This is a genomic window from Nocardia cyriacigeorgica (genome assembly GCF_005863245.1).
Classification (GTDB): domain Bacteria; phylum Actinomycetota; class Actinomycetes; order Mycobacteriales; family Mycobacteriaceae; genus Nocardia; species Nocardia cyriacigeorgica_C.
Genome location: NZ_VBUT01000005.1, coordinates 167,324 through 193,247, shown reverse-complemented (window position 1 = coordinate 193,247; position 25,924 = coordinate 167,324). Strand labels below are relative to the sequence as shown.

22 protein-coding genes and 1 pseudogene are annotated in these 25,924 nt (G+C 67.7%); 11 read left to right on the top strand and 12 right to left on the bottom strand.

The genetic code is table 11. The features are described from left to right. Window positions 1-22 precede the first annotated feature (22 nt). Window positions 23-1,318, top strand: coding sequence for an NADH:flavin oxidoreductase/NADH oxidase family protein (locus FEK34_RS14030; RefSeq protein ID WP_138448312.1), 1,296 nt, complete (start codon window positions 23-25; stop codon window positions 1,316-1,318). A 170-nt stretch (window positions 1,319-1,488) separates the two neighbouring features. On the opposite strand, the gene FEK34_RS14025 is transcribed toward FEK34_RS14030, so the two are convergent. From FEK34_RS14025 to FEK34_RS14015, 3 genes are all read right to left on the bottom strand, one after another. Beyond that, entirely contained in the window at window positions 1,489-3,087 is a 1,599-nt protein-coding gene (locus FEK34_RS14025; protein ID WP_138448311.1) for a succinic semialdehyde dehydrogenase, read from the bottom strand. A gap of 39 nt (window positions 3,088-3,126) precedes the next feature. Continuing rightward, the gene (locus FEK34_RS14020; protein ID WP_138448310.1) at window positions 3,127-4,044 is read right to left on the bottom strand and encodes an acetoacetate decarboxylase family protein; all 918 of its coding nucleotides are present in this window, start codon (window positions 4,042-4,044) and stop codon (window positions 3,127-3,129) included. Window positions 4,045-4,122: 78 nt separating this feature from the next. Then, window positions 4,123-5,217 carry a saccharopine dehydrogenase family protein gene (locus FEK34_RS14015; RefSeq protein ID WP_138448309.1) on the bottom strand — a complete coding sequence of 365 codons (1,095 nt, stop codon included), beginning with the start codon at window positions 5,215-5,217 and terminating at the stop codon, window positions 4,123-4,125. Window positions 5,218-5,361: 144 nt separating this feature from the next. Here FEK34_RS14015 and FEK34_RS14010 point away from each other — a divergent pair, with 144 nt between their 5' ends. Further along, a complete protein-coding gene (locus FEK34_RS14010; RefSeq protein WP_138448308.1) occupies window positions 5,362-6,006 on the top strand; it encodes a TetR/AcrR family transcriptional regulator in 645 nt (214 codons plus the stop codon). A 263-nt stretch (window positions 6,007-6,269) separates the two neighbouring features. Then, window positions 6,270-7,232, top strand: a complete 963-nt coding sequence (locus tag FEK34_RS14005; protein WP_138448307.1) for an alpha/beta hydrolase — start codon at window positions 6,270-6,272, stop codon at window positions 7,230-7,232. 115 nt (window positions 7,233-7,347) lie between these two features. Here the strand turns inward: FEK34_RS14005 and FEK34_RS14000 are convergent, their stop codons facing one another. After that, a complete protein-coding gene (locus FEK34_RS14000) occupies window positions 7,348-8,679 on the bottom strand; it encodes a YhgE/Pip domain-containing protein (RefSeq protein WP_138448306.1) in 1,332 nt (443 codons plus the stop codon). A 124-nt stretch (window positions 8,680-8,803) separates the two neighbouring features. On the opposite strand from FEK34_RS14000, the gene FEK34_RS13995 reads away from it, so the two are divergent. Continuing rightward, window positions 8,804-10,057: a PucR family transcriptional regulator gene (locus tag FEK34_RS13995; RefSeq protein WP_138448305.1), complete on the top strand. Its 1,254-nt coding sequence runs from the start codon at window positions 8,804-8,806 to the stop codon at window positions 10,055-10,057. Between the two features lie 90 nt (window positions 10,058-10,147). After that, entirely contained in the window at window positions 10,148-11,140 is a 993-nt protein-coding gene (locus tag FEK34_RS13990; RefSeq protein ID WP_138448304.1) for an NAD(P)H-quinone oxidoreductase, read from the top strand. On the opposite strand, the gene FEK34_RS13985 is transcribed toward FEK34_RS13990, so the two are convergent. Both FEK34_RS13985 and FEK34_RS13980 read right to left on the bottom strand, forming a co-directional pair. Further along, the gene (locus FEK34_RS13985; RefSeq protein WP_138448303.1) at window positions 11,141-11,761 is read right to left on the bottom strand and encodes a TetR/AcrR family transcriptional regulator; all 621 of its coding nucleotides are present in this window, start codon (window positions 11,759-11,761) and stop codon (window positions 11,141-11,143) included. It lies immediately after the preceding gene. A gap of 211 nt (window positions 11,762-11,972) precedes the next feature. Next, window positions 11,973-12,725 (bottom strand): TetR/AcrR family transcriptional regulator, encoded by a 753-nt coding sequence (locus FEK34_RS13980; RefSeq protein WP_249359145.1) that lies wholly within the window; start codon window positions 12,723-12,725, stop codon window positions 11,973-11,975. 129 nt (window positions 12,726-12,854) lie between these two features. Between FEK34_RS13980 and FEK34_RS13975 the strand changes: the two genes are divergently transcribed. The 3 genes from FEK34_RS13975 to FEK34_RS13965 all read left to right on the top strand — a co-directional run bounded on the left by FEK34_RS13975 (window position 12,855) and on the right by FEK34_RS13965 (window position 16,276). Then, the gene (locus FEK34_RS13975) at window positions 12,855-13,766 is read left to right on the top strand and encodes a 3-methyladenine DNA glycosylase (RefSeq protein WP_249359246.1); all 912 of its coding nucleotides are present in this window, start codon (window positions 12,855-12,857) and stop codon (window positions 13,764-13,766) included. 282 nt (window positions 13,767-14,048) lie between these two features. Next, window positions 14,049-15,623 (top strand): LVIVD repeat-containing protein, encoded by a 1,575-nt coding sequence (locus FEK34_RS13970; protein ID WP_138448302.1) that lies wholly within the window; start codon window positions 14,049-14,051, stop codon window positions 15,621-15,623. Further along, window positions 15,620-16,276, top strand: coding sequence for a DUF305 domain-containing protein (locus tag FEK34_RS13965; protein ID WP_432760954.1), 657 nt, complete (start codon window positions 15,620-15,622; stop codon window positions 16,274-16,276). The genes FEK34_RS13970 and FEK34_RS13965 overlap by 4 nt, the downstream gene beginning before the upstream one ends. A 10-nt stretch (window positions 16,277-16,286) precedes the next feature. On the opposite strand, the gene FEK34_RS13960 is transcribed toward FEK34_RS13965, so the two are convergent. The 5 genes and pseudogenes from FEK34_RS13960 to FEK34_RS13945 all read right to left on the bottom strand — a co-directional run bounded on the left by FEK34_RS13960 (window position 16,287) and on the right by FEK34_RS13945 (window position 22,427). Then, window positions 16,287-17,129: an MHYT domain-containing protein gene (locus FEK34_RS13960; RefSeq protein ID WP_138448301.1), complete on the bottom strand. Its 843-nt coding sequence runs from the start codon at window positions 17,127-17,129 to the stop codon at window positions 16,287-16,289. Window positions 17,130-17,284: 155 nt separating this feature from the next. Next, a complete protein-coding gene (locus FEK34_RS13955; protein WP_171048215.1) occupies window positions 17,285-18,976 on the bottom strand; it encodes a hydrogenase maturation protein in 1,692 nt (563 codons plus the stop codon). 203 nt (window positions 18,977-19,179) lie between these two features. Then, window positions 19,180-19,800 (bottom strand): MFS transporter, encoded by a 621-nt coding sequence (locus FEK34_RS30770; protein ID WP_349292432.1) that lies wholly within the window; start codon window positions 19,798-19,800, stop codon window positions 19,180-19,182. 280 nt (window positions 19,801-20,080) lie between these two features. Beyond that, window positions 20,081-20,476 (bottom strand): annotated as a pseudogene (locus FEK34_RS30765) (MFS transporter); the annotation flags it as partial. Between the two features lie 112 nt (window positions 20,477-20,588). Next, complete coding sequence (locus FEK34_RS13945) at window positions 20,589-22,427, bottom strand: glycoside hydrolase family 15 protein (protein WP_138448300.1); 1,839 nt, start codon at window positions 22,425-22,427, stop codon at window positions 20,589-20,591. Between the two features lie 327 nt (window positions 22,428-22,754). On the opposite strand from FEK34_RS13945, the gene FEK34_RS13940 reads away from it, so the two are divergent. Next, on the top strand, window positions 22,755-23,291 hold the full coding sequence (locus tag FEK34_RS13940; RefSeq protein ID WP_138448299.1) for a hypothetical protein: 537 nt from the start codon (window positions 22,755-22,757) through the stop codon (window positions 23,289-23,291). 61 nt (window positions 23,292-23,352) lie between these two features. On the opposite strand, the gene FEK34_RS13935 is transcribed toward FEK34_RS13940, so the two are convergent. Next, window positions 23,353-24,063 (bottom strand): TetR/AcrR family transcriptional regulator, encoded by a 711-nt coding sequence (locus tag FEK34_RS13935; protein ID WP_138448298.1) that lies wholly within the window; start codon window positions 24,061-24,063, stop codon window positions 23,353-23,355. Here FEK34_RS13935 and FEK34_RS13930 point away from each other — a divergent pair. Both FEK34_RS13930 and FEK34_RS13925 read left to right on the top strand, forming a co-directional pair. Continuing rightward, a complete protein-coding gene (locus FEK34_RS13930; protein ID WP_138448297.1) occupies window positions 24,062-24,958 on the top strand; it encodes an alpha/beta hydrolase in 897 nt (298 codons plus the stop codon). The genes FEK34_RS13935 and FEK34_RS13930 overlap by 2 nt on opposite strands. A 31-nt stretch (window positions 24,959-24,989) precedes the next feature. Next, window positions 24,990-25,823 carry an SDR family NAD(P)-dependent oxidoreductase gene (locus FEK34_RS13925; protein WP_138448296.1) on the top strand — a complete coding sequence of 278 codons (834 nt, stop codon included), beginning with the start codon at window positions 24,990-24,992 and terminating at the stop codon, window positions 25,821-25,823. The last annotated feature ends 101 nt before the right edge of the window (window positions 25,824-25,924 follow it).

Genomic DNA, 25,924 nt, shown 5'->3' with positions numbered 1-25,924 from the left:
CCCGATTCGGATGGAGAATCCAATGTCGAATCATTCGACGCCCGACGGCTTGTATTCGCCGCTGCGACTGCGGTCCGGCCAGGTACTGCGCAACAGGATCGCGAAAGCGGCCATGGAAGAGGGGATGGCGAGCAAGGGACAGCTGCCGGACAAGCGCCTCATCAGCTTGTACCGGCGCTGGGGTGCGGGCGGGGCCGGGCTGTTGATCACCGGCAACGTCATGGTGCACGCCGAAGCGCTGACGGGACCGGGCGGCATCGTGCTCGACGCCGATGCGCCGCTGACCCCCTTCATCGAATGGGCCGAGGCCGGTAAGGCCGCCGGTGCGGCGATGTGGATGCAGATCAGCCATCCCGGACGTCAGGTGCAGGCGAAAATGCCCGGCGTCGTGTGGGGTCCGTCGGATATCGCGGTCGATGTGGGCCGCCATTCCAAGCGTTTCGGACGGCCGGTCGCGATGACCGCCGAGCAGATCGAGGACACCGTCACCCGATTCGTCACCACCGCGCAGCGCGCCGAGGAGGCCGGCTTCGACGGCGTGGAAGTGCATGCCGCGCACGGCTATCTGCTGTCACAGTTCCTGTCGCCGCTGGTGAACAATCGCACGGATCGATGGGGCGGCTCGCTGGAGAATCGCGCGCGGCTGCTGCTCGATATCGTCGGCGCCATCCGTTCGGCGGTGTCGCCGGGTTTCGCGATCGCGGTGAAACTGAACTCGGCCGACTTCCAGCGCGGCGGCTTCGATGCCGCCGACGCCCACCGGGTGATCGAGATGCTCGCCACGCTGGGCGTCGATCTCGTCGAGGTGTCCGGCGGCAGCTACGAGAGCCCCGCGATGAACGGCCGGCCCGCCGACGGACGCACCGCGGCCCGCGAGGCCTATTTCCTCGAGCTCGCCGCGGACCTCGCCAGAACCAGTGCGTTGCCGCTGATGTTGACCGGCGGGATTTCGCGCCGCGAGACCGCCGAGCACGTGCTCGCCAATAATGTCGCGTTGATCGGCATGGCGACAGCGTTGGCGGTCACGCCCGATCTGCCCAACCGCTGGCGCGAAGGCCTGGGCGCGGCCGGGGCGATGAAGCCGGTGACGTGGTCGGACAAGTCGCTGGCCTCGCTCACCGAAATGTCGATGGTCCGGTACCAGATGCGCCGGATGGCGGCGGGCAGGAATCCCGCGCTCGGTGTGGCACCGGCGTATGCCCTGGTCGCTGATCAGTGGGTGCAGAGCCGCGCGCTGCGCCGTTACGCACGCTGGCTCGGGTCGAAGAAGTCGAAGGATCAGCGCAGTACCGTCGAGGCGAATACCTACGCGCGGTGAGCAGATAGGCGAAGGGCCCAGATCAGCTGATCTGGGCCCTTCGCCTATCCGGCGCAAGGACATTCATGCGAAAGAGGGACAAATGGATCCGCCGGCCACGGTCGTTCACCGTGGCCGGCAGCGCGAGAATTCGTGCGACGAGGCTCGATCGGGCCCCGGCGAACAGCTGTTCAGCGGGCTCCCACCACTTTCAGCGACCGCAGCGCGAAGGTCAGCGCGGCCGCCCAGGCGCGATGCGGAACGCCGGGCGGCGCGTTGAATCCCTGAAGCCGCTGGTGGGCGACCGTTTGCGGTTCGGTGTACTTCAGGATGCCGTCGGCGCCGTGGCGGCGGCCCAGACCGGAGTCGCCCATGCCGCCCATCGGCGAGTCGATGCTCCCCCACGCCGCGGCGTAGGCGTCGTTCACATTCACGGTGCCCGCGTGCAGACGCGCCGCGACCGCTCGGCCTTTGGCACCGTCTCGCGTCCACACGCTGGCATTGAGACCGTACGGAGTCGCATTGGCGCGGGCGATGGCGTCGTCGAGATCGTCGAAGGAGTAGATCGACACGACAGGACCGAAGGTTTCCTGGTCATAGAGCGTCATGTCCGGTGTGACATCGGTGAGGATCGTCGGTTCGTAGAACAGCGGCCCGAGATCCGGTCGTGCCCGGCCGCCGGCCAGCACGGTCGCACCCTTGGCGACGGCGTCGTCGACGTGCGCGGTGACGGTCTCCAGCTGGGCCCGGTTCGTCAGGCATCCGACGTCGACGCTGTAGTCGTAGGCCGCGCCGATCCGCAATTTCTCGGTGCGCGAAACGAATTCGGAGACGAACCGGTCACGGATGGAATCCGCCACATACAGGCGCTCGATCGAGACACAGAGCTGGCCGGTCGAGGGAAAGCAGGCGTTGACGGCGCCGTCGGCGGCGCGGCCGATATCGGCGTCGTCGAGCACCAGCATGGCGTTCTTGCCGCCGAGTTCCAGTGAGGAGCCGATGAGCCGCTCCCCCGCGTCGCGGGCGATCCGGCGTCCGCTGGCGGTGGAACCGGTGAACATCATGTAGTCGGCGTTGTCCATCAACGCACCGCCGATGGAGCTGCCCCGGCCCACCACCATCTGCCAGACACCGGCGGGCAACCCGGCCTCGTGCATCAGGTCCAGCGCCCACAGTGCCGTCAGCGCGGTCTGCGTGTCGGGCTTCTGCACCACCGCGTTGCCTGCCATGAGCGCCGGAATGGCATCGCCTGCCGCCATGCTCAACGGATAGTTCCACGGCGAGATGACGGCCACGACCCCCTTGGGATGGCGCAACTCGGTGGTATGGGTCAGCAGCGGGATGGCGCCACGGCGGCGCACGGGTGCGAGGAGTTTCGCGGCATTGCGCCCGTAATACCGTGCGGTGATGGCGATATCGCTGACTTCCAGAAACGCGTCGCGACGGGTCTTGCCGCTCTCGGCCTGCATCAGGTCGAGAACCTCGTTCTGACGCGCCAGCACGAGATCGTGGAAGCGGAGCATGATCGCCTTGCGTTCCCGCAGCGACCGCTCGGCCCACGCGGCCTGGGCGCCGCGAGCACGCGCGAACGCCGCCTCCACATCGGCCGGCGTGGAGACCGGCAGATCCGCCAGCGGTGCGCCGGTGTACGGCGCCGTCGTCGTGACGCGTTCGGCCTCCGGTGCGGCGACGACGCGGGCGGTCAGCCGCTCGAGCAGCGCGGAGCCGATCGAGGCCGGCAGGCCGGAGCCGGTAACGGTGGATGGCCGGGTCGTGTTATCGGTTGTCATAGCGGCTCCGTGATCGTCTCGGTCGGCGGATTGCGGGTACTAGTTCCGGTCCGGCATCGAGGTCGGAACTGGCATGTGCAGGGCGAGTTGGCCTTCGGTGGTGACGTCGAGGCGAATGGTCCTGATCGGGTCGAGCGCACGCAGGTCGTCGGCCATGCGGCCCTGCCCGACCTGAAGATCGACATTGCGCGGAAAGCTCGCGCTGCCCGCGGACAGCACATTGGTCTGACTCAGCGTCGAATGCCACACGCCGTCGATGCAGGTGTACGAGGTGAGACTCGACACCCGCTCGCCCGAAGGGAACCTGGATTGCGCCGGGGTGGCGACCGACAGCGCCAGATCCAGGCCACCGGCGTCATTGGCCACACGCGCCGTGGTGCGGTCCTCGCCGATCTCGACCTCGAGGTCGGTCACCCATTTCGGGAAGCCGTAGCCGTCGTGGCCGCGCACCTGGGCGATCTCGGAACTGACCGGCAGCGACAGCACATAGGAATCGAGATCGTCGTTGTCGAGACCGGTGACGAGGTCGAAGAATCCGAGCCGCCCGTGTCGCGCAGGCCGGACCGCGACGCCGACCGCGGCCTCGGTGTAGAAGTCGATATCGCAGACGTCGTAGCGGAAGAACATCACCGACACCAGACCGAGACCGGGCGCGACCTGCAACGGGGTCAGTTCCCGTGGCAGTCGTTCCCGGATCGATCTGGTCCGGGCGAGCATGGTCAGCCGGGCGGTCGAGATCCGGTAGTAGAAGTTCGGGGTGAGCGTCTCCCCGATCGGCGAGTCGACCCTGTTCTTGCGCAGCTTCCGGAAGAAGTCGACGCTGCTCACCCGCGGGTCCCGAGCCACCTCGTCGAGATCGGTATTCATCCGAAACCGGTCGTACAGGCCACCTTTCGGTACCGCGACGGTGCGACCGCCCAGATCGACCTCGACTGTGTCCTGACGAGTCGGTGACATCGGCAAAGCTCCCTCAGATCTGATGTATTCAGTGTTTACATCAGGCTAGCCGCTAATGTTATCGCCGTCAATATATCGTCAGACCGGGATAAGGCCCACCCCCGCACACCCGTCGCGCAGCACCTCGAAGCCGAACGCTTCGACCGGCCCGACCACCCCCGCGGTGCGCGGCGGTGCCGTCACCAACCGCTGCGCCGCCCAGGCCATGAGCTCGCCGGTCACGCTGTAGGCACTCGGACCTTCGACGTGCACCTGCGACGATCGTCCCGACTCGTCCGCCGCGACAGCGACGACATGCGAGCGGGTCCGTGCGCGCTCGGCGGCATCCGGGCCACCGGCCGGACCGATCATCGGGCCTGAGGCGATGTCGATCAGCTTGCGGCCGAGCGGAATTCGAGAAAGCTGGGCGGTCATGGCCGACAGGACCACCATGGGACGGGCAAGCGCCGGGAACCAGCCGTTGTAGACCGTGACGGAATCGAGCGTCGGCAGATCCTCCGGCAGGAACAGCACCTCGGTCCCCGAGACGAGCGTGGCGTTCTTGCGTTTGCCGCGCACATCGAAGGCCCGGACCTTCGATCCGGTGCGGGCCTCGACGAGCCGGCCACCCGACCAGCGCGGCGACGGCAGGGTGAGACCATCCCGCATCGTCGTGCGGGTACCGTGACTCAGCCCCTTCCTCAGCGACCCGGTGGCGAAGTAGCCGATATCGATCGAGCGCACCGGCGCTTCGGCCTGCCGGGCGGCGAGTGTCGCGGCCAGGATTCCGGGCACGTAGTCGTAACCGAAGGCCGGCACCATCAGCGACCCGGTCTCGCGGGCGCGATCGTGCAACCGGCGGCGCAGCTCACGCACGAATCCGACTTCGCCGGTCGAATCGATGTAGTGCGCACCGGATTCGGCGGCCGCGCGCGCCACCGGATACCCGTAGCGCTCGAACGGGCCGACGGTGCTGATGAGCACGTCGCCGCGGTCCACGAGGTTCGCGACACTCTGCGGGTCGGTGACGTCGGCGATCCGGTAGTCGAGTCCGCCGGCCCGCTCGGCCAGGGTTGCCAGAGCCGCACGATTGCGTCCGGCGAGGATCGGTGCGAGCCCCCGCCGCAGCAAGGCGTCGAGAACGATCCCGCCGGTATAGCCGGTAGCTCCGAGTAGAACGATACGTCCGGACATCGAGGATTCTCCTTCGGAATGGGTGACCGGTGAATGGCGCGCACGCAGGACGACCAGGGAAATGACCAGTGGTCATATGACTGGTGGTCACTGTAGGATCGAATCGACACCGTGTCAATCACCAACCGGACAGGAGGCCGGCGCTTGCCGACAGGAACATGGCAGCGACTTCCCGAAGCGCGCCGCGCGGCCGTGGTCGCCGCGGCCGAAGCGGAGTTCGCCGCACGCGGCTTCAGCGGCGGCAGCCTGAACACGATCGCGCGTGAGGCCGGGGTCGCCAAAGGCAGCCTGTTCCAGTACTTCACCGACAAGGCCGACCTGTACGTCCATCTCGCGCGACTGTCGAGCCACCGCATTCGCACCGCGATGGAGTCAGCGGCGAGCGAACTCGACTGGGACGCAGATTTTTTCGCGGCCCTGCGAGATCTGACCGCGGCGTGGGTGCGCTACTTCTATGATCATCCGCTCGAGCGCGCGATGACCGCTGCCGCCAACCTCGAACACGACCCCGTCGCACGGACCGCCGTGCGGGAGGTCGTCAACGACGATTACCTGGCGGTGCTGCGCCCGTTGATCGATCGCGCGGTCGCCACCGGGCAGCTATCCCGTGACGCCGATACCGACGCACTGCTGTCGCTCTTGCTGGTAACACTCCCCCACATCGCACTGGCCCCGCATATCCGCGGACTGGATCCGCTGCTGGGTTCGGCAGACGGCGACGCCGACCGCGCCGTCGACAACGCACAGCGGCTCATCTCGGCCCTGCTTCATCCGCACCGCGCCGCCTGACCGGACTCCTGCCTTCCGGATAACGCACCCCCTATTCGAGGCAACCTATCGGCCATGTGGTTTCAGTATTCCCCTATCAGCAAATCGCACAGCCATATGGAAAAACTATGCATCGGCACAGGCCGTGTCATTGATCAGTGACAGGCGGAGTCGTCGAAGATATTCGCGCACAGTCATTTCCGGCCAAGTGTTGCCAGCGTTAACATTGCAGGACTAGCCTGAGCCCGGCACCGCACACATTCTCGTGATGGGAGCAAGTGTCCATGGCAACCAACCAGCACATCCAGCCCGTCCTCGAACCCGAGGCCGCCGAATTCTGCAAGGCCACCGATACGCCGCCATTCCTGTACCAACTGCCGCCCGAAGAAGGCCGCAAGGCCGTCGACGAGGTCCAGTCCGGCGATATCGAGAAACCGGAGATCGACGAAGAGTGGATCACCGTCGAAGGCGGACCGACCGGCTCGGTCCCCGTGCGCATCGTCAAGCCGGCCGGATCCACCGGACCGTTGCCGGTCGTCTTCTACATCCATGGCGCCGGGTGGGTGTTCGGCAACGCACACACCCACGACCGCCTGGTGCGTGAACTCGCGGTCGGCGCCGGCGCTGCCGCGGTCTTCCCGGAGTACACCTTGTCGCCGGAGGCGAAGTATCCGACGGCCATCGAACAGAACTATGCCGCGGCCCAGTGGGTCGTCGCGCATGGTGCCGAGAAGGGCCTCGACGCAACGCGTTTCGCCGTCGCGGGCGACTCCGTCGGCGGCAATATGTCCGCGGTATTCGCCCTGATGGCCAAGGACCGAGGCGACGTCCACGTGAGCCAACAGGTGCTGCTGTACCCGGTGACCAACGCCGATTTCGACACCGGTTCCTACCACCAGTTCGCCGAGCACTACTTCCTCGCCCGCGAAGGCATGAAATGGTTCTGGGACCAATACACCGATAACGAGGCCCAGCGCGCGGAGATCTACGCCTCCCCGCTGCGTGCGTCGATCGACCAACTATCGGGGCTGCCGCCCGCACTGGTGATCACCGCCGAGGCCGACGTCCTCCGCGACGAAGGCGAGGCGTACGCGGCGAAACTCCGCGCGGCCGGCGTTCCGGTCACCCAGGTGCGTTTCGGCGGAATCATCCACGACTTCATGATGATCAACTCGATGCGCTCCACCCACGCCGCGACCGCGGCCATCAAGCTGGCGCAGGACACGCTGAGGTCAGCACTGCACTGACGCGGGCATTCCGATTCAGCGGCGGCTTTCACGGTGGATGGGCCGCGGAAACACGTTCGGCCTGAACCGCCGAAGCTGTTCAGGCCGAACGTGTTTGCGATGGAAGGGTCTGCGGTCAGGCCGGTTGCAGCGCCGCGACCGCAGGACGAGCCGTGCGGGTCAGCCCCTTCCGGTCATACATGGCGGTGATCAGAACCCCGGACACGACACCGACGGCCAGTCCGGCGACAGTCATCCAGACACCCCGGTCCAGTCCGGCCGCGGCGCTGCCGTCGAAGTACATCAGCGAGCGGACAGCGAGATAGACCTGACGCAATGGTTCGACGTCGGCCAGCCGGTCGAAGAAGCGCGGCGTCGCCTCCACCGGAATGGTTCCGCCGGCCGACGGCATACCGAGGATGACGAACACGATCAGGTTGACCAGGATGCCCACCGAACCAACGGCCGCCATGACCGTCAACGCGGTGACACCGACCGCCGTCATCGCGAAGGTGCTGTAGAGGAACAGCGCCAGCGGACGGTCGATATGCACGTCCAGGACGGCACCGATACCGATCAGGGCACCCGAGCTCGCTGCGGCGGCCACCGCCATCGTGCCCCATTTGATCAGCAGGGTGCGCAGCCGCGAGATCGATGCGGCGGGCGAATGACTGAAGTACGGGCCGTATTCGGTGGGAGCGAAGCCGAGCATCGAGTCGATGATGGCGTGGATGGTCATGGCGCCGGTCATACCGCCCAGCAAGATGGTCAGCGCGAAGAAGAACGCGGTCAGGCCCTGGCCGGATCCTTCGGGCATGCCGTGATAGGGCTGCACGATCGGTTCGACGGGCTCCTCCAGGATCAGCTGCGCGGCACCGATCGGTTCCTCGGGGCGCAGCTGCTGCTGCACCCGGGCGCTGAGTTCGGGACCGAGGGCGGCATTGACCGATTCGATCGTCTGGTCGGCGAAGCGCGTGGTGATCGAGGTACTGAACGGGCCGAGACGCGGATTCGTCTCGACGGTGATCGACGGCCGCCGCAGCTCGCCCGCCACCGCCGGTCCGGCGCCCAGGTTCAGCATCTGCTGGGTGAAGTCGCCGGGGATGATCACGGCACCATAGACCCGGCCGTCCTGCATCAGCTGCTGGGCTTCGTCGATGCCGACGACGCGCAGGTCGAAGCGGTCGCCGGAGGTGTTCGCCGTAATGGCCTCGAGCACCTGGGCGCCGTAATCGATGCGGGTCCGGTGCCCGGGCGGGCCGAGTTCGGTGCCGGCATCGTTGTCGACGACCGCTATCGGGTAGTCGTGCAGGTTCTGGTCCGGATTCGCGACATAGGCCAGGTACATCAGGCCGAGCAAGGACGCGAACAGCGTGACCACGGCAACCGGCATGATCCAGCGGAATCGGATCGAGCGCGCCTCGGTGGGCGGCAACGATCCGCGATCGGTGACGAAGCTGTCGCTCATGTGCATGCTCCTGGTCGGGTAGGAATGGTGGTCGCCTAACGCGATCGACGATCCTCCGCAGACACCGCGCGATCGAGCACATAATGCCACCGATCGGGCGCCATCAAGGTGCATAGTGTTCACTATGGAACAGTCGTGGCCTCGCCCGTCCGGCCAGGTGGCCGAAATCTGGCGGCGTGCCGCCCGGACTGCGTTCGATTCGGCCGACAGTTGGTTCGGAGACCGCAGGGAAACGTTGCGCGGCGCGCCGCTGCGTCCGATCGCCGAGGACCCGGCACTGGCCGAGGCCGTCCAACGCGGCAACGTCGCCGTGCTGCGGCAATGGGCGTTCGCCAATATGCACGAGCCCGGGCGCCGGGTCACCGCCGACGCCCCGCCGGAACTGCTGGCCAGCGCTCGCGACATGGTTCGCCGCGGCTTGGACAAGTCGATCCTCAATGCCTACCGCACCGGGCAGAGCCTGGCCTGGCGCCGCTGGATGCAGACCTGCTTCGCCGAGGCCACCGACACCGCCGACCTGCCGGAATTGTTCGACCTCTCGGCACAGTCGGTGAGCACCTTCATCGATGACATCGTCGAGGCGGTCGGCGTGGCGATGGACGCCGAGCGTCGCGCACTGACCCGCGGCACGCACGCCGAGCGGCTCACCGCCGCCACCCTCCTCATCGAAGGAGCCGCCATCCCGCGGTCCCGGGCGGAAGCGCAACTCGGCTACCGCCTGACCGGCCCGCACACCGCTGCCATCGTCTGGGATACCTCGGCGACCGCGGCCGGTGAGCTCGATGCCGCCGCCGAGATCCTGACCCGGCACAGCGGCGCCGCGGGCCGGTTGACCGTGATCGCCGGCGCGAACGCGCTCTGGTTGTGGCTGCCGACCGCAACGGTTCTCGATACCGCGGCGCTCGCCGCGGACATCTCGGCCTACGACTCCATCCGCCTCGCGATCGGGCGTCCCGGCCGGGGTGTCGACGGTTTCCGGCGCAGCCATCTCGACGCGGCGACCACGCAGCAGCTGCTCGCGCGCCTCACCGCGCCGCAACAGGTGGCGCGCTATGACGACATCGCGGTGGTCGCGTTGCTCACCCGCGACCCGGCTCGTGCCGACGAGTTCGTGCGCGACACGCTCGGCGAGCTACTCACCGCAGATGCGGAGACGTTGACCGTTGTGCGCGGCTACATCCAGCAGCTGTGCAACACCTCACGCACGGCGCAGCGATTGTTCATCCATCGCAACACCATCATCCGCCGCCTCGCCCGTGCCGACGAGCTGCTCCCGAAACCCTTGGGCGACAACATTGTCGCCGTCGCCGCGGCCTTGGAGGTGCTGCATTGGCGCGGTGAACCCGGCACACGACGGAGCCACTCCCCCGGCCGGTGAGGTGGGTGTGACATCGGCTCGGCCACGTTGACGGCCTCGCGACGACGAGTAATGTGAACGTTGTTTACATTACTCGACGGAAGGAACGCCATGTTCGCGGTGACGCTCGACGGTTACGGAGGGCCGGAGGTCATGACATGGGGCGAGGTCGACGACCTCCCCGCAGCCGGTCCCGGCGAAGTAGCGATCGATGTGGTCGCCGCCGGGGTCAACCGGGCCGACATCATGCAGCGGTGGGGCGTCTATCCGCCGCCGCCGGGTGCCAGCGACATCCTCGGCCTCGAGGTGTCCGGCTACGTGGCCGCGGTCGGCGACGGCGTCACCGAATGGCGGCCGGGCGACGCGGTGTGCGCGCTACTGGCAGGCGGTGGCTATGCCGAACGGGTGAACGTCCCTGCCACTCAGGTGCTGCCGGTTCCGGAAGGCGTGAGCGTGACGGCCGCGGCCGCGCTGCCCGAGGCAGCCGCCACAGTCTGGTCGAATGTGGTGATGGCCGGGGGCCTGCGCGCCGGGCAGACGCTGCTGATCCACGGTGGCGGCAGCGGCATCGGGACCCATGCCATCCAGGTGGGCAAGGCGCTCGGTGCCCGCGTCGCGGTGACCGCCGGATCCCAGTTCAAGCTCGATCGCTGCCGTGAACTGGGCGCGGATACGCTGATCAACTATCGCGATCAGGATTTCGTCTCCGTCGTCACCGCGGAATACGGCGGTGCCGACGTGATCCTCGACATCATGGGCGCCGGTTACCTGGCCCGCAATGTGGACACCTTGGCCGAAGACGGAGATCTGACCATCATCGGATTGCAGGACGGCGCGGTCGCCGAGGTGAACCTCGCGGTACTGCTCGGCAAGCGAGGTTCGATCCATGTGACGAACCTGCGCCGACGCCCGGAACAGGGTCACGGATCCAAGGCCGACATCATCGCCGACCTGCGCACGAACCTGTGGCCGCGCATCGCCGAAGGTGTTGTCCGGCCGGTCGTTTCCGCCGAGATCCCGATCGCCGAGGTTGCCGGCGCGCACCCGTTGCTGGATTCGGCGCAGACCGTCGGCAAGGTGCTGCTCACAGTGCGCGAGCCCTGATCAGGGGTGCGGCCGGACGGCTGCGCGCGTGGTTCGCCGCGGCCGGGGGCGTACCGCTGGCCCGAGCACCGAGTGGACGGCCGCACGCACGGTATCGCCGGGCTGCCCCAGCGCGTCCGCGTCGAACTTGCCGTGCAGGAACAAGAACGCCAAACCGTGCACCATCGACCACATCGCGGTGGCCAGCGCTTCCTCGTCGGCATCGGGGAACGCCTGGCGCACGATCGCCCGCACGTACTCATGGATCGCGGCGGTGGCAGCGGCTCGCTCGGGGCTGGCGGGATCGCACGGCTCGGAGAACATGGCCCGGAACAGCCCCGGACGCGCGAGCGCGAACCGGACGTAGGCGATCGCGATATCGGAAAAGTCCTCGGCCGTCTTCGGCGCCGGGTTCGCAGCGGCGAGCGCCGCGGCCAGCTCGCGATAACCCACCGCGGCCACCGCCGACACCAGCGCCTCCCGGTCGGCGAAGTGCCGGTACGGCGCGGCGGTGGACACACCGGCCCGCCGGGCCGCCGCACGCAGTGACAGTTCGCCGTTCTCTTCCAGGAGCTCCATCGCCGCGCGAACCAGCGCGGCGGGAAGATCGCCGTGATGGTACGGCGTATTCGACGTTGCCATGGCACCACCTAGCAATAGTTAACGGCGCTAATATTATCGTTGTCCACGATAATAGCGGTGCCGACGGGGACCTTGAACGGGTATTCCGATGCAGCGCAGGTGCCGGTGACGGCAGGAATACAGCCCGTGCCGTCGGCCGGGCTCTCCGGGGGAGCCTTGCAAAGAAGGAAGGCGCACACCGGATGTCGTGCCGGTGACGGGCGAGAACTTTTCACATCACGCTGACAAGGAAACGCGTGAGAACCTCGACCAGATCCTCCAGTTCGGCACGCGATCCAGCACCGCTCCACTGGTGCACAAGCGCCATCAGCGCCCCGATGAATCCGGTCGCGGCAGCCCGGAAACCGCCGGCCGGCACGAACTCGGGGCCGCGCGCCCGTTTCAGCTCGGCGATGAAGAACTCGACCCAGATCTCGCGCTGTTCCACGCGATGTTTCTCGACGTCGGCACTCACACCGACGATTTCGGCGAACGACACCCGGGCCCGGCGCGGATCCTTGCCGATCGACTCCGCATAGGCACGCACCGCGACCGAAGCACGGGTGACCGCGTCGGCCTCCTCGTCCAGGGTGGTAAGAGCTTCGACCACCGCCGACCGCGCCTCGGTCTGGATCAGGTCGTAGACCGCGAGGAGCAATTCCTCCCGATTTCCGAAGTGCTCATAGAATTGCGCGCGCGCCAGACCGGCGGCCTTGCATATTCCCGTGATCGAACTTCCGTGGTAGCCCTGGTCGCCGAACACGGCGAGCCCGGCGGCGAGGAACTGCTCGCGCCGCTCGGCCCGGCGATCCTCGACCGGGCGACCATCATAGACCCGTGGGGAACCGCTAGAAGTCACGCGATCAACCCTAGCGACCCGCTGGCCGCATCGGTCACAGGGAGTCGCGCCCACACTCGTCCGCACGCCTCGCCGGCCGCCGAATCCCCGCCCGAAGGCGGCCAGTTGCCCGCCGACGATCGACACCCGGTCGTCCCACGTCCGCGAATCGAGGGCCTTGTGAATCGGCCGGCAGCCACCAGCCGGTCCATATTCGCCAGGGCACCCGGGCAGTTCTGGCGCTACCGGCCGGTGCGGGACAATACCCGGGTGAGCATGCACGACGCCTTGGATCGCTGCCTCGACCTGCGGGTATTACCGCAGGTCGAGTGGCGGGAGCGGGCGCGGGCGCATCGGGAGCGCATCGATGAGCTGGTCGGGCCGTATCTGCGGCGCCGGGCGTCGGGGGCGGCGCATCCGGTCATCGATTTCCTGTTCACCTATTACGGCCATAAGCCGGCGCAGCTGCGGCGGTGGCATCCCGGGTTCGGGGTGGGGCTGGCCGATGCCGCCGAGTACGACGGGGCGCGGGGGTATCACCACGTGGAGGTCGATGCCGGTCTGGTCGCGACCGCCGATCCGGCGTTCCTGGCGAAACGACGCGACACCGTGGCGTTCGTGGCGCGGCTGCTGCGCGCGACGGCGGCGCGGCCCGCCCAGCTGTCGTGTTTCGGTTTGCACGAATGGGCCATGGTGTATCGCTGCGATGAGGTGCGCCACGGTGCGGTGCCGTTGCGTCTGGGCCGGGCGGAGACCGATGCGGTGGTCGAGTCGATGTCGTTGCGCTGCACGCACTTCGACGCCTATCGGTTCTTCACCCCGGACGCCGTCGGGCGCAATGCGCAGGTGCTCACGCGTGACGATCAGCCGCTGCGGGAACAGCCGGGGTGCCTGCACGCGAACATGGATCTATACAAGTGGGGTTTCAAGTTGATCCCGCTCATCGGTTCGGACCTATTGGCAGATTGCTTCGAACTCGCCTGCGTCGCACGGGAGCTCGATATGCGGGCCAGCCCATACGATCTCGCCGATTACGGCTACGACCCCGTCGCCATCGAAACTCCGGCCGGGCGCGCCGAATACGCGCGCGCACAATCCGCGCTCGCCGAGCGGGCCGCACCGTTGCGGGCGCGGCTGCTCGCGGCGTGTGAAGAATTGCTCGACGTCGCCGATCGGTCCGACCCGTAACGTTCACGACCCAGACAGGTGCGAGCCGGACAATTCATAGCGCACCGCTACCGAAACATGCCGACGCCCGCCGTCTGAGGCCTGAACCCAGCCGAATAGCCCCGCATTTCGCCGGCCACAGACTCACCGCCACTGTGGTGGCGGACAATTCCGCGAAAACACTCCCGAACCCCGGCGCCCTTATTAAACTCCGGTCAGTAACGTCCGCCCAGGTGTCTGAGACGCGAGTTCCGGTCGCCTGGGCGCAGGCGTGAAACGACAACAAGGAAGTTGGGGGATGCGATGAGGCGTCCGTTGATGCTGCGCCGTGCCAGGCCGTTCGCCCTTGCCGCGGCGGCACTGATCGCCACCATGATGCTGCCCGCGGGCGCGTCGGCCGACCTGCAATCCGATATCGCCAATGGTGTGCGCGAATTCCTCGACGTGGGCCGCACCTCGGTCCCGCGGGCGGACTGCGGTCCCGGCTCGATGCCCGAACCCGGTCTGCAAGGCGACGTTCCGGCCGCCGACCGCGACAGCGGGCGCAGCACCCAGGGTTATCGCTGCAATATGTCGATGGTCGGCCAGTTCGCCGGACGCGGCGCCGGAATCACCTCCACCAGCTTCGAACACTGCGCCTACATGGGCTCGTTCTTCCCCGGCAATCTGCTCGGTGAGGGCCGCGGCGTGCAGGTACTCGACGTCTCCGATCCGGCGAATCCGCGCCCCACCGCCACCCTCACCGAACCGGCGATGCTGGCGGGCACCTGGGAGAGCCTGAAGGTCAACAAGGAACGCAAACTGCTGGTCGGGACCGGTGTTCCGGTGGGCATCGGCGTCGGCTACCTGTCGGTCTACGACATCTCCGATTGCGCGCATCCGCGGCTGCTGAATCCCGGCCCCGGCACGAATCTGGCCATGCCACTGCCGATCACCACGCACGAGGGCGGGTTCTCCCCCGACGGCCGCACCTACTGGGCTTCGGGTATCGCACCCGGTTTCGTCAGCGCCGTCGACCTGACCGATCCGTCGAACCCGCATGTGGTGTGGCAGGGCCTCACCGGTATCGAGGCGCACGGGTTCGGCATCAGCCCCGACGGCAACCGCATGTACATCTCCGCGCTCGGTGGGTTCACCGTCCTCGACATCAGCGCCGTGCAGCGGCGTGATCCGAATCCGCAGGTTCATCACATCGGCCGGGTGTTCTGGACCGACGGGTGGGCCACCCAGCACAGTGTGCCGGTCAGCTATGACGGTAGGCCGTATCTCTACACCGTCGACGAGGGCGGATCCGGCGGGGTCAAACTGATCGACATCTCCGATGACACCGCGCCGAAGGTGGCGGCCAAGCTCAAACTCGAGATCAACCTGCCGCAGCACGTCGACAGCAATATCGGGTCCTCGATGGGCGGTTCGGCCTTCGCCTACGAATCGCACTATTGCGCCGCCGACCGGCAGGAGAACCCGACCGCGCTGGCGTGCGGCTGGATCTCGTCGGGCATCCGGGTCTTCGACGTGCGCGATCCGGGCAATATCCGCGAGATCGCCTACTTCAACCCGCCCGCCCGCACCGGCCGCAATCTCGAGCTGTGGAATTCCCCGCACGCGCTGGCCTCCATCATCGGCGTGCCGTTGATGAGCGCCCCCAATGCCGTGCGCGCGGTGCTCGAGGGCCAGTTCAACCCGATGGACGCGCTGACCCCGCGCACCGGGCGGCTCGCTTTCGGCGACGTGTCCACCGACTGGTGTTTCTCCCCGCCGGAATGGCGCGGCAACAAGCTGTACGTGGCGTGTTCGGATAACGGCTTCATGGTGCTGGAACTCGACAACGGTGTGTACACGCCGCCGCCGAACCAGTCCTCGATCGTCGGATCGTGAGCATGCCGCGGGGAATGCGGATCGCCGGGTACGCGGCGGTCGCGGTGCTGCTGCTCGTTCTCGGGGCGGCGCTGCGACCGCTGTTCATCGACGACGACCGACCGGCCGATCCGATACTCGACGAAGTCGAAATCGGCTTCGTCCAGGACATGACCGCCCACCACCAGCAGGCGCTGATCATGGTGCAACGCCTCGATCCCGCGGTCGACCCCGGCGTCGCGCGGCTCGCCCAGCAGATGGCCGACACCCAGCGCCTCGAAATCGGCACCATGCTCGGCTGGCTGCGCCTGGCGAACGCGTCGCCGCTGTCTCCGCGGCCGATGGCCTGGATGCGGGCCGCCGCCGAACCGGAGCATCACCATGGGGGTGCGGCCGACGCGCACACCCCGGCCGGGCACGACATGCCCGGGATGGCGACCATGACCGAACTCGACGCCCTGTCCGCCGCCCGCGGCCGCGCCGCCGAAATCCTGTTCCTGCAACTCATGCTGCGCCACCACCAGGGTGGAGTGGCGATGGCGCAGGCGGCCGATCAGCTCATCGAGTCCGGGCCGGTGAAGGAAACCGCGCGGTCGATGATCCACTCCCAGTCCCAGGAGTCCGGGGTGATGGCTGCCCTGCTCGGGCAGCGCGACGCCGAGCCCCTGCCGTGAGCGACGACGGTCAGTGGTCGATCGGCTGACGCGGCCATTCCCGGCCGCTGCTCACCAGCGTCGTCGGGTCGGTGGTGGCCAGTGTGGTCGCGACGGGACGATCGGCCTCGAGTGACGCGGCAGCGGCGGCGGTACTGCGTACCTCCAGCTCGGCGACCCCGACCAGGACGACCAGACCCACCACGACCAGCGCGACGGTGGTGATCAGCGGGGTGAGCAGATCCACCGGAGCCAGGCCCTCCACTGCCGCCTGGTGGTCGCTGTGGTGGGCGCTCATCGCCATCATGCCGGTGTAGTGCATGCCGCAGACCGCCAAGCCCATGATCACCGCCGCGCCCACCGTGTTGCCCCAGCCCCGCACATGCACCATGAACCAGAACGCGGCGGTGGCCGCGACGACCGCGATGACAATGGACAGCGCGACCAGGCCGGCGTCGTACTCCATCGCGGCGCCGCTGTTCATCGCGGCCATCCCCAGATAGTGCATCGCGGCGACGCCGAAGCCGGTGATCGCACCGCCCAGCGGCAGGGCGATCACCTCCCGATGCCCGCGCACCACGATCGCCAGCCCGACCAGCACCACGACCACCGCGATGGCGGCGCTGAACAGCGTCAGCGGCACGTCGTAGCGGATGTCCACACCGTCGATGGCGAACCCGAGCATCGCGGTGAAATGCATGACCCAGATGCCCGCACCACCCAGCGCCACCGCCGCCGCGACCAGCCAGCCCGCCGGCGACTTAGCGGTGCGCGCGTGTGCGGCGCAGCGCAGGCCGAGGACCGACCCGATGAACGACATGAGGTAGGCCAGGGCCGGGGTTACCCAGCCATTGCTGAAGTGCTCGAGATGCACGTCTACTCCGATGTTGCTAGTCGATTTCCGATCCGCGATCGGGTGCACGAGTGTGCGAACCACCGAAATGAGGATTTCAAGATGAGAAGTTCACCATGATTACGCTGGCAGTCGCCAATCGGTGTCTCTACTGCGCCACCGGATGTCCGGGCCGGTCAGCCGAGCAGATAGGCCGGTGTAGCGGCGGGGACGGTGCCGTAGACGAACTCGCGCCGCAGCCGGTGGTAGGGCTCGCCGTCGCCGTAGAAGTTGCGGCGCATTTCGGCCAGTTCCTCGGCACGGTAGTCGGCCAGCGGTTTGCTGAGCTCGTCGGCTTCGCGCCGCTGCTTCTTGGCCACCAACCGGGCCTCCAGCTCCGGCGAATCGGCCAGCGCCGCGGCTTCGCGGCGCACCCACTCGCGGAAGGCCGTCGTGCTGCCCGGCGCGACCCGATCGACAAGGCCGATCTCGGCTGCGGCCGCGGCACCGACCGGCAGCGTCTCGCGGGTGAGCCGGGCGGCCTCGGTCTCGCCGACGCGGCGCGGCAGCGAGTAGGTCCAGTACTCCGAACCGTAGAGCCCCATCAGCCGGTAGTGCGGGTTGAGCACCACCGATTCCCGGCACCACACCTCGTCGGCGGCCAGCGCCAGCATCACCCCGCCCGCCGCGGCATTGCCCGCCAGCGCCGAGATGACGATCTTGTCCGTGGTGGTCAGGATCGCCTCGACCACGTCGTTCATCGCGTTGATGTTGTGCCAGGACTCCAGCGCCGGATCCGCGGCCGCCTCGATGACGTTGAGGTGGATGCCGTTGGAGAAGAAGTCACGGGCGGGCCCGAGCACCAGCACGGCCGTCGGCCGGGCGCAGGCCTGCCGGTAGGCGGCCAGCAGCCGCTCACACTGGCCGGTGCTCATCGCGCCGCCGCTGTAGGCGAATTCCAGATACCCGACCGATCCGTCCTCGCGGTAGCGCAGCTCGGACCAGGTGTCGCGCACCGCCGCATCGGCCGGCGTCACCGGCACTTCGGGTACGTCCGGCAGGTCGGTGCCGAGGGCGTCGACAGCCGGGCGTTTGAACGTGGCAGGACCACCGGGAACCCGGCGCGGCCGCAGCTGCGGCAACCAGACCGCACCGTCCACGGTGGCCCGGCAGATCGCGCCGTCGCGGGTGGCGATCACCTCCCCGGGAGCGCCGCGCAGCTGGTCCTCGTTGTGCCCGCCGTGCACGAAATACTCGCGGCCGAACAGTTCGTCCAGTACCCCTGGCTGGGAATCGGCGGCACGCAGTTTGCGCAGGACATCGGCGGTGGAGTCGGCGGACCAATCGATGCGGCGGTACTGCTGCGAGTGGTACGGCCGCAGCTGTCCCCGCACATCCGGACGGCTGTAGTCGAGCGGCTCGGGCTCGAACGTCCCGCCGGCGAAGCGTTCCACCGCCAGCAGCACCGCCTCGACCGCGGCATCCGAGACCTCGTTGCGATACAGCTCGCTCTTGCCGCAGGCCGGCACCTCGAACGGCACCGACGCCCAGATCGGACCCGCGTCCATCTCCTCGACGGCCTGCAACACAGTCACACCCCATTCCCGTGCGCCGGTGGCGATGGCCCAGTCCAGCGAGGACGGCCCGCGATCGCCCTTGGGACCCGGATGCACGATCAGCACGGTGTGCTCGGTCCAGATGTCCTCGGGGATCGCGGTGGTGAGCATCGGCGCCACGATCAGCTCCGGCCGGAAGTGAGCCACCCGCGCCCGCAGCAGATCGTCACCGAGCGCCAGTTCGACCCCCACCTTGTGCCCGCGCGCACGCAGTTCGGTGTGCACGCGCTGGGTGAGACTGTTGAAGGCACTGGCAACTAGCAGGACGCGCACGATTTCCCCTCTACCGGCGGATGAGCTGTCTCACCCCTGAAAACGATCTTGGTGACGGAATCCAAGCTAGCGCGCATGGATTCCGGTCGCAGCGCGAGGACCCACGGGCCATGACGACAGTCACTGTGCGATAAGCAGTCGGTGCCCGCTTGCCGCTGGTCGTCGCCTGTTCGTCTTCCTTATCCTGAGCCGCCCTGACGCCCTCACCCGGCGGCAGGTCTCGGTTCGGCCACCGTTGCCGTCCGAGGTAGCAACGCCGCGGCGAGGAATCCGACGACGCCGAAGACGGCCAGAACGATCATCGCGGCGGCATAGGAGTTCGCGGAGAGCCCCGCGACGAGGATGGTCCCGGCGATGGCGGTGCCGAGCGAGGAACCGAGATTGGACACACTGCGCGACAGTCCCGATATTTCGCCCTGCTGGTCCTCGCCGAAGCTGGATTGGACGACGTCGACCGCAGGCGTCAGCATGACGCCGAGCCCCAATCCGATCAGCAGCAGTCCGGGCGCGAATGCCCAGGGGCTCACGAAGCGGCCCGCCAGCGGCACCAGCACCCCGATTCCGACGAGGGTCACCAGAAAGCCTGCCATGATGAGCGTGCGCTGGGACCGTCGTCGCGCCAGCCGGGCGGCCGCGAGAGACGACACCAGCAGTCCCAGCGTGGCCGCGGTGAAGATCACGCCGGTCTCGATCGCGTTGTATCCCCGCACAACTTGCAGATACGCCGCCACCACGAACGACGTTCCCATCAGCAGCAGCCACTGGATGTGCTCGGTGACCAGGCCGAGGTTGGATGTGCGGCTGCGGAACAGGCCGGTCGAGATGAGCGGCTCGCGGCCGGCGCGCTCTCTGGCACGAATGGAGAGGTAGAACCACAGCAGGGAACACCGCGCCCAGTAGCAGCAGAGCGAGCATGAGCCAGCCGTTGTCGTCAGCGGCCAGAATGCCTGTCACGAGCAGGATCAGTCCGGCCGCCGAGAGGACCGCGCCACCCATGTCGAAGACCCGGGTCGGGTCCGGCGGCAACGGGTCGACGATGCGCCGGCCGAGCAGCACGATCACCGCGACCACCAGCGCTTGGAACACGAATGCCGCGCGCCAGCCGAGAGTCGAGGTGATGACACCACCGAGCAATGGCCCCGCTGCGGCACCTATGCCACCCAGCGCCATGATCGTGCCGAATGCCTTTGCCCGCGAGGACGTTTCGGTGAACAGAAGGGTGGTCAAAATGTAGACGGGCGGGATCAGCAGCGCGGTGCCGATACCCTCGAGGATCGAGTTGCCGAGGATCAGTACACCGAGACCGGGCGCGAGGGCGCTCATTACCGCGCCGACACCGTAGATCATCAGCCCCAGCTGGAAACATCGTTTGCGGCCGTAGCGATCGGTGAGCTTGCCGCCGGGAATCATCAGCGCGGCCATGACCAGCAGGAATATCGTGATCGCGATCTGCACGCCCTGCGGCGTGGTGTCGAGGTCCGCGCTGATGTCGTTGATCATCACGTTCATATTCGAACCGGCGAAGCTACAGATGAACTGCGCCAGCGCCAGCGGAACGAGCGCACCGCGGGGTGGGCTGGACACACCGGTACCGGCCATCCGCCTGCTCGGCCTATCCGGGCGTCGCTGTCGGCTGGGCCTCGGCGCGGTCGAGCTGTTCGTCGAGGGCGGCCGCGACCAGTGCCAGGTGGGTGAACGCTTGCGGGAAGTTGCCGAGTTGCTCACCGGAGGGCCCGATCTCCTCGGCGAAGAGCCCGACGTGATTGGCGTAGGTGAGCATCTTGTCGAAGGCGTAGCGAGCTTGGCTCACCCGGCCCGCCCGGGCAAGTGCCTCGACGTAGAGGAAGCTGCACAGGTTGAAGGTGCCTTCGACGCCGCGCAGACCGTCCGGGGACGCCTCGGGATCGTAGCGGTAGACCAGGCTGTCGCGCACCAGCTCGTCGTCCATGGCGTCCAGGGTGCTCAGCCACGCCGGATCCCGCGGTGACAGGAATCCCATGCGTGGCATCAGCAACAGGGACGCATCCAGCACATCGGTGGCGTAGTGCTGCACGAACGCCTGCCGTTTCGCACTCCAGCCGCGTTCGACGATCTGGTCGAAAACAGCGTCCCGCGCCTGCGTCCAGCGGGCCAGATCCGCGGGCCGGGAGTGCTCGGTGGCCAATCGGATTCCGCGATCGAACGCCACCCACGTCATCAGCCGGCTATAGGTGAATTCCTGCTGGCCGCCGCGCGTTTCCCAGATTCCCTCGTCGGGCCGGTCCCAGTGTCCGGCCAGCCAGTCGGTCAGATTCGCGAACGACCGCCACCCCCAGATGCCACCCATGTCCGAGGATTGCGCCAGGGCATCGGCGGCCTCACCGTAGATGTCGAGTTGGATCTGATCGGCCGCCGCGTTCCCGACCCGCACCGGCGCGGAACCGCGGTAGCCCTCCAGATGGTCGAGTATCTCCTCATCCAGATGGGGATCACCATCGATCCGGTACATGATCTGCAGCGGCTCACCGGAGGCCGTGTCGTGGGCGTCGAGCCGATCGCGCAGCCAGCGCCGGAACGCGAACGCCTCGTCGGTGAAGCCGAGATCGATCAAAGCCCGCACCGACAAGGAGGCATCCCGGATCCAGGTATAGCGGTAATCCCAGTTGCGCTCGCCGCCGATCTGCTCCGGCAGGCCCATCGTGGCAGCGGCGATCGGCGCACCGCTGGGGGCGTAGGTGAGCAGCTTCAACGTGATCGCCGAACGGTTGACCATGTCCCGCCACCGGCCGCGGTAGGTGGACGAACGCAGCCAGGACTGCCAGAAACCCCGGCACTGTTCGAAGGCGGTGGCGACGTCCTCCCGCGATGGATGCGCCGGCGCCGGGCCGTCATTGGCCACGCTGGTCAACACGATCACCGCCGTCTCCCCTTCGGAGAGCGTGAACCGGGCCGTGACATCTGTGTCCTCGGCGTGCAGCAATACGGGGTCGGTGGTCTGCAGATGCAGATCCGTGCCGGGGCCGTGGAAAACGGCGGCTCGGTCGCCGAGCCGTTCCAGGGTGTGGGTGGCGCGTCCGTAATCGAATCGCGGGCGGCACTCGAGCGTCAGCGGCAGGCTCCCCCGGACCACGCGGGCCACGCGCACGAGTCGATGCCGGTCAGTCGGCGCGGGATCTCGGATCGGCTCCATGAAGTCGGCGACTTCCCCGACCCCTTCGGGCGCCATGAACCGCGTGACGAGGATCGCCGTGTCCGGCAGATACAACTGGCGGACAGCCATACCTTCGGTTGCGCCATCGGCAGCCAGGCGACAATGTCCGCCCCGCTCGCTGTCCAGCAGCGACGCGAACAGACTGGGTGAATCGAACCGCGGTGTGCACCACCAGTCGATGGTGCCCGCGGACGAGACCAGTGCCGTAGTCTGCAGATCGCCGACGATGCCGTGCTCGGCGATCGGTGGGTAGGCGTTCACGAGCACTCCTTCATACCGGGAAACCGGGCATGACCGGATGGCCGAACCGGCCCAACTCGAGCGTCCGCACCTCCTCTTCGGAAGCACTGCCCTTCTCAGTGTGCGCCGCGCCATCGGCAAACGGGAGAGGACCGGCGAAGTGGATCCATTCCATACGGCAAACCCGTGGAAATCGGACCGCGGTTCTCGGTCGCACCGGAAACCGCATCTCGATCGAGCTCACGATGCTGTGCCACTCGACGACAGGCCGGACCAGCAACCACTCGACAACCCTCGAAATACGTCGATGATGAGACCAGTGTCGCTCGACGAACCTTGCGAGGACTGATGGAACGCAATAGGCAAGCGCTCTTGCACGGGCCCCTGTTCTCCCGGAATATTCCGCTCGACCGCCGAAACGCTGCCAGCCGGATCAGCGCCTACATCTACGGCAATGTGCTGATCCTCGCCGCCCTCATACCGGTCACACCGTCCGCCGAGCACGTCGGCATCTTGGTCGTCCTCGGCACCGCCCTGTCCACCTTCATCGCGCATGCCTTCGCCGAAGACATCGGTCGATCGGTGCGCCAGACCCACGCACTCACGCCACAGGAGAGGTGGGCGGCCCTGCGTGACTCCCTCCCCATTCTCAGCTCCGCGGTGATGCCGAGCGCGATCCTCGCGGCCGCGGCGATCGGGTGGATCGACCCACGCACGGCGCAGCTGCTCGCCGAAGCGGCCATGCTGGTCCGCATCGGCGGAATCGTCTTCGTCGTCGGCCGGCTCCATGGCGAACGGCCCAGTCGCTGGACATTGCTCGCAGCGGTGCTGCTGGTCTGCGCGGCCACCACGGTCGTGGGAATCAAGGTGATCCTCACCCATTGACATGGTCCTGTGGCAAGTGCCTGACAACGGCTTCGGCGGCGCGGCGCTTGTGGTCTCCGGCTCAGCCGGCCGGGCGAACTCGGAGGCCGTCGGCAACCGTCGACACGTAAGTGGCCAGGAGCCGATCGAGTTCCTCGTCTGTGACACCGAGGGCCCCCGGGCGCCAGGCAAGGGCGAGCAGTCCGTTGATGGTGGCGAGGAACACGGCGGCAAGGTCATCGGGATCGAGGTCGCGACGAAGGTCGCCGGTCGCGATTCCGTCGTGGATCGCGGCGGCGAGCTTGGCGTTCTGAGTTCGGGTCAGCTCGACGATCCGGTCGATCGCGGTTGGCTCGTCGGGAGGCTCGACGAGGATGCGGAACTCGTGCGGGCGCTCGCGTGCGAACCGCGCATATGCCTCAGCAGCCAGGGTGAGCCGCTCCTCGGGGGTGCCCGGTGTCGCGTAGGCCTCGTCCATGTAGGCCCGGCTTTCCTCCATCGCCTGTTCCGCCACGGCAGTGAGCAACGCGGAGCGGCCACCAACGCGGTTGTAGATCGTCTGCACGGCTACGTCGGCCCGTTCGGCGACGGCTTCCAGGGTCAACGCATCGGCCCCTGATTCAGCGACGATCACGCGGGCGGCGTCGACGACCGCACGCCGGTTGGCCGCTGCCTTCCTTTGCGCCCGGGTTACCTCGGACTGCACCTGCTCAGCACTCACGGAGCTAGTGTAACTCGGACCATATTTGGAATCGCTTCCATTCTTGGATTCGATTCCATACAGTTGGGCCATGACCCGATCAGACGTGACGTTCGCCTCCGGCGGCGAGACCTGCGCCGGCTGGCTCTACGAACCCCACGGCGCGACCAGCGCGCCGGGACCGATCATCGTGCTGGCCCACGGCCTGGGCGGGGTGAAGGAGATGCGGCTCGACGCCTTCGCCGAGCGCTTCGCCGCGGCGGGCTACCGGTGCCTGGTGTTCGACTACCGCCACTTCGGCGCCAGCAGTGGTGAGCCGCGGCAACTCCTGGATATCGGCCGCCAGCTCGAGGACTGGCGGTCGGCCATCGCCTACGCGCGGAGCCTGGAGGGTGTCGACCCCGAGCGGGTCGTGATCTGGGGAACGTCGTTCGGCGGCGGCCACGTGATCCGCACCGCGGCCCGCGACCAGCGTCTGGCCGCGGTGATCGCACAGTGCCCCTTCACCGACGGCCTCGCGTCCTCCCTGGCGATCCCCCCGATGACCTCCGCCAAGGTCACCGCCCGCGCCCTGCGCGACCGTCTCGGCACCCGCCGCGATCGCGACCCGATCATGGTGCCGACCTACGGCCCACCGGGATCCACCGCGCTCATGACGTCCGCGGATTCCGCCGCAGGCGTGCAGGCCATCACGCCGCACGACCACGGCATTCGCTCCGACGTCGCGGCCCGCTTCGCCCTCGACATCATCCGCTACTTCCCCGGGCGCGATGCTCGCAGGATCTCCTGCCCGGCCCACTTCGCCGTCTGCGAAGCCGACACCGTCGCCCCCAGCCGCGCGACCCTGCGCCACGTCGCCAAGGCGCCTCGCGGCGAAATCCACCTGCAGCGCGGTGGTCACTTCGACATCTACATCGGCGAGGACTTCGAGTCCAACATCGCCCAGCAGCTCGCCTTCCTCACCCGCCACGTGCCCGTCAGCGCCTGACCCGCACCTCATCAAGGAGAAAGAAGCACTCATGCGTCGCTACGACCTCGCCGGCCGCACCGTCCTCATCACCGGCTCCACCGGTGGCCTCGGCACCGCCCTGGCGGCCGAACTCCGCCGCCGGGGCGCCAACCTGGCTCTGCTCGACCTCGACGCCGACCGCACCGCGCAGCAGGCGGCAGACCTCGGCGGCGACACCACCGCCCGCGGCTGGGCGGTCGACGTCCGTGACCTCGACAGTGTCCGCTCGGCCACCGATGCCGCGGCAGCCCACTTCGGACGCCTCGACGTCGTCATCGCCAACGCCGGCATCGGCGAGGCCATCGTCCCGATGACCGACCTCGGCCCCGAGGCGTGGGAACGCACCATCGACATCAACCTCAACGGCGTCTGGCGCACCTTCACCGCGGCGCTCCCGCACGTCACCAAGGAACAGGGCCACCTGGTCGCGATCTCCTCACTCGCAGCCTTCGTCCACGCCCCGCTCCAAGGCGCCTATCCGGCCAGCAAAGCGGGCGTCTGGGCCCTGTGCGACACCTTGCGACTCGAGATCGCCCACACCGGCGTCACCGTCGGCAGCGTTCACCCCACGTTCTTCAAGACTCCCCTGATGGACGGCGTGATGGCCCAGCCCGCCTCGATGCGGATCTGGAACAACCACACCGGCCTGTGGAAGCTCATCCCGATCGAGGTCGTGGTGAACGAGATCGTCCGCGGCATCGAACGACGCGCCGCTCACGTGGTCGCTCCCCGCAGGAACCAGTTCGCCGCCTATGTCCCCGGCGTCATCCAGGCCGTAGCCGACCGGATGCAGTTCCGGGGCACGACCGTCCGCGAAGCGCTGGCGGCCGCCCAGCAGGCCTGACCGCCCCCGAGAATCGCGCGGGTCATGCCGCTCGCCGGCCAACTCGGCATCGACCCGGACGGATCGGCGTCGGTGGGGCCGGCACCGGAGGCGGCTCCCGC

What these genes read in the sequence shown, in the direction of transcription:
- FEK34_RS14030 (WP_138448312.1), top strand. Translation starts at nt 23, where the DNA reads ATGTCGAATCATTCGACGCCCGACGGCTTGTATTCGCCGCTGCGACTG.
- FEK34_RS14025 (WP_138448311.1), bottom strand. Translation starts at nt 3,087, where the DNA reads ATGACAACCGATAACACGACCCGGCCATCCACCGTTACCGGCTCCGGC.
- FEK34_RS14020 (WP_138448310.1), bottom strand. Translation starts at nt 4,044, where the DNA reads ATGTCACCGACTCGTCAGGACACAGTCGAGGTCGATCTGGGCGGTCGC.
- FEK34_RS14015 (WP_138448309.1), bottom strand. Translation starts at nt 5,217, where the DNA reads ATGTCCGGACGTATCGTTCTACTCGGAGCTACCGGCTATACCGGCGGG.
- FEK34_RS14005 (WP_138448307.1), top strand. Translation starts at nt 6,270, where the DNA reads ATGGCAACCAACCAGCACATCCAGCCCGTCCTCGAACCCGAGGCCGCC.
- FEK34_RS14000 (WP_138448306.1), bottom strand. Translation starts at nt 8,679, where the DNA reads ATGAGCGACAGCTTCGTCACCGATCGCGGATCGTTGCCGCCCACCGAG.
- FEK34_RS13995 (WP_138448305.1), top strand. Translation starts at nt 8,804, where the DNA reads ATGGAACAGTCGTGGCCTCGCCCGTCCGGCCAGGTGGCCGAAATCTGG.
- FEK34_RS13990 (WP_138448304.1), top strand. Translation starts at nt 10,148, where the DNA reads ATGTTCGCGGTGACGCTCGACGGTTACGGAGGGCCGGAGGTCATGACA.
- FEK34_RS13985 (WP_138448303.1), bottom strand. Translation starts at nt 11,761, where the DNA reads ATGGCAACGTCGAATACGCCGTACCATCACGGCGATCTTCCCGCCGCG.
- FEK34_RS13975 (WP_249359246.1), top strand. Translation starts at nt 12,855, where the DNA reads ATGCACGACGCCTTGGATCGCTGCCTCGACCTGCGGGTATTACCGCAG.
- FEK34_RS13970 (WP_138448302.1), top strand. Translation starts at nt 14,049, where the DNA reads ATGAGGCGTCCGTTGATGCTGCGCCGTGCCAGGCCGTTCGCCCTTGCC.
- FEK34_RS13940 (WP_138448299.1), top strand. Translation starts at nt 22,755, where the DNA reads ATGGAACGCAATAGGCAAGCGCTCTTGCACGGGCCCCTGTTCTCCCGG.
- FEK34_RS13930 (WP_138448297.1), top strand. Translation starts at nt 24,062, where the DNA reads ATGACCCGATCAGACGTGACGTTCGCCTCCGGCGGCGAGACCTGCGCC.
- FEK34_RS13935 (WP_138448298.1), bottom strand. Translation starts at nt 24,063, where the DNA reads ATGGCCCAACTGTATGGAATCGAATCCAAGAATGGAAGCGATTCCAAA.
- FEK34_RS13925 (WP_138448296.1), top strand. Translation starts at nt 24,990, where the DNA reads ATGCGTCGCTACGACCTCGCCGGCCGCACCGTCCTCATCACCGGCTCC.